General features: G+C 56.8%; 2 protein-coding genes. Both read left to right on the plus strand.

What is annotated here, in order from left to right:
* The coding region (locus tag JCM19049_RS20295) for a hypothetical protein (RefSeq protein WP_279402991.1) at window positions 1-182 on the plus strand (182 nt) is incomplete at its 5' end.
* 635 nt (window positions 183-817) lie between these two features.
* Window positions 818-1,252, plus strand: a complete 435-nt coding sequence (locus tag JCM19049_RS23500; protein WP_374700295.1) for a MepB family protein — start codon at window positions 818-820, stop codon at window positions 1,250-1,252.
* Window positions 1,253-2,916: the final 1,664 nt, after the last annotated feature.

Genomic DNA, 2,916 nt, shown 5'->3' on the forward strand with positions numbered 1-2,916 from the left:
CAGTTTTCGCTTTCCGATTGAATCTTCGACTGTCCACAGTGACCTGTGGAAAATCGTTGATTTTCCGGCTTCTCGCCTTGATTTGGTACGGGTTTTTCTCCGGTCCGCTTCTCGGCGACAAGGAAAAACTATACACAGGTTTTCAGGCCTCCGCAAATCGAGGACCTGTTTTTGTGTGGTGAGCGTGGCCACATCAAAATCCTCGCTGCTCGTTGATCAATAGAACCGGTATTTAAGGATTCCCCCATTTAATGCTTCAGAGTTTTGCCTGCGTCCTCATTCGTGACTGCGCCAGATACCAGGTAAAGGGGGACTTCCAGCATGTCTCCGCCAATGTAGAGGGTTCTAACAAAGCGGGTTCGATCTAAAGCAGGGCAGGTTTCCTCACTGCCGAACTTCGCGCAACCGCAAACTCCGATGCTGATTCCCGGCAGGTCATCACGCGAGGGCCGCGATCGCCTTTGACAGCTGCTTCAGTACCCGCAAGCCGCACATAGCTCTCAGGTGCCATCGCCATTGACCTTGGGCGATAGCCTAAGACCTGTTCGGGACCGGAGCTGCAGATACAAGGCTCAGCTCAATGATCTGCAGAGTTTTCGACTCTGGAGGAGGCAGCGGCTCCAACAGACAGCATCCCCATGCCCTGTCGGAGTTGATGTGTCGCTGGAACTGGTGCCCGTCCCATTTAGAGATTGATAGCTGTGCTGGCCTCGGAGCGGAACCCGGAGCGTCTCCTTCCAGAGACTGCCTGCGAGGCTCTCGCCACCACCGCTAGACCGAACGACCCGCCCAGAAGACTTCGCCCCACTCGAGAGCGGTGCTCCTTCGTTCAGGAGGAAGCTCGTTGTCCTTTACAACCTTAGAGCGGCAGTGCTTGCTCACCGGACGAGTTGTCTCGTCGATCGGCGTTGCAGTTCAACCAGCTCACTACGAAGCGGCCGTTGCCAGCATCGATGTCGGACGCGTTCGTTGCCCCCTTTGGCATCGCGGCCGGCCTGGGGCTGTGCAGCCATTTTGTAGTGATTGGAATGATGTAGGCGTACTCATCCTCGCGGAGTACGGCGTTCGGTTCGGCGCCTTCACCCTCTGTTCGGAGCATGCATCAGAACTGGGTGTCCTTGCTACAGGCAGAACGCCAGGCAAACGAGGATCCCGGGCATACCCCTGTTGTGGGATCAATACCCAAACAACTCAGAGCGAGACAGCACAGGCGGGAGCGTTCGTTGCCCTGCTGTGCCACCGCCCGGGATAAATTAACAGCTCGCGTTGGACGTCGCATAGCGGAGTGCCTTCGCGATACACCAAGTTAGGATTAGCAAGGCACTCGACCTGAGAGCCAAATGGTTGGCTGTGTGGGTAGAGCTCTCCTTGGACCTGCGGTGTCCGTAGTCTCTGACCGAGCTTGGGTCGAGAAGTCTTGCTCGCGCCAGCGCCACCTAATGCTGCTATCTGGTCCCCAAATAGTGAAGTACATGGCACCTCAACCATCCACGCCAGACAGTTCTCCAGCCTTGTATGCTCAGGTTCCACATGATTTCGCCATGCAGGTTGCGATCGTCTGTCGACCACGCAACCCAATATGTAGCTGTGAGCATTCAGAACCGGGCATGAAGCCGGTTCTGCTGCGGGAAGTACGCCTCCTCTACCATGAGAATGCATTTCGCCGAACATGGGTTCACGACCAGAGTGGCATCTTCGATGGCTCATCTCTTGGCTTCACTCGCACAAGCTCCTTCATCAGGTCAAAGCGCTAACTGAGCGACGCTCGAGCAGCATTCCCCAGGGAAAGCCGACCATTGGCTCTCGTCAGCTTCAAGGTGTGCCCAACGCGCAAGTGCAGTTCCATAGTGCCGGCCAGGAGCAGATGGTCGGCCACCCAACCTGAGCGAGTCGGTAATACCACTCAATGACGATGAAGCGTCGGCGCCGATGCGTGATCTCGTTGCGCGCCTGGGGACAAAGGCAAATTCGCCGAGCATGCTAGAGCTGCCAAGCCCACGGTGGATCGGTAGGGGGATCGTACAGCCAACCACGAGTTCGTCAGATCCCGGTCGAATGGCACGGCGCTGACACTTTCATGGCAGGGCTCGATCGTGCCCTCAAACTCGTCATTCGAGGCAACTCATGGAAGAAGCTGGCGTTGGCAGCATGGGGAAGCACTATCCGCCGGCGGCTCGAAGGAGGCAGTCCAGAACGAGGGAACGTAAGCTCCTCTACTCCTTCGATGCCTGTTGCCGGAACCGACGGCCATCTGCATGCGTTTGCGCCGGCCTGGTATCACGGCCAGCAAGACACTCGGCAAGGTCGTACAAGGGAAGGGGTGCGTTAAATGCAAGCTGCTTATGTCGCCATCCCAATAGACGAGAGTGCTGTTGTGCAAGGTGGTGCAGCCGCACATGGGAAACAAGCGGTGCAGGTGCCCTCGGACCTGTACTCGGTAGCGGCCCAAGTTGATGCCCAGCACACTGACCACTTCCGCGGTCGACCGGTTGCTGCAACATACAAATCTTCCAGATCAACCGTGAAGCAATGCTCGAGCCCCAGAGTCTTCCGGTGTGCGCAGCAAGAGCAAGGAGGTAGCGACCCCGACGACCGGCTGTCTTGAAGCCGCGTGTCCCAGCCGGTACCGATGAGTGGCAAACTGATCACGATTTTCCACGGACGTCTATTCATAGACCCCAACGGACAGAAACACGGCTGCTTGCCACCTATTCCACGGCAAGAAAAGAACCATATTCCGCTGGAGAGGGGTATCTCACCGTAACCACGAACGCGACGAGTACAATCAGACCATGTCGAAAAAGTCTTTGAAGTCCAATAGCAGAGTACGAAGATAAGAAGCCGGCAGCTCTGGGCCGACGCGCGGTTTCCCGAGTGCCGGATCAGGGCTACCGATTAGCAAGCACGAGAACATTT

This window comes from Arthrobacter sp. JCM 19049, assembly GCF_001310435.1.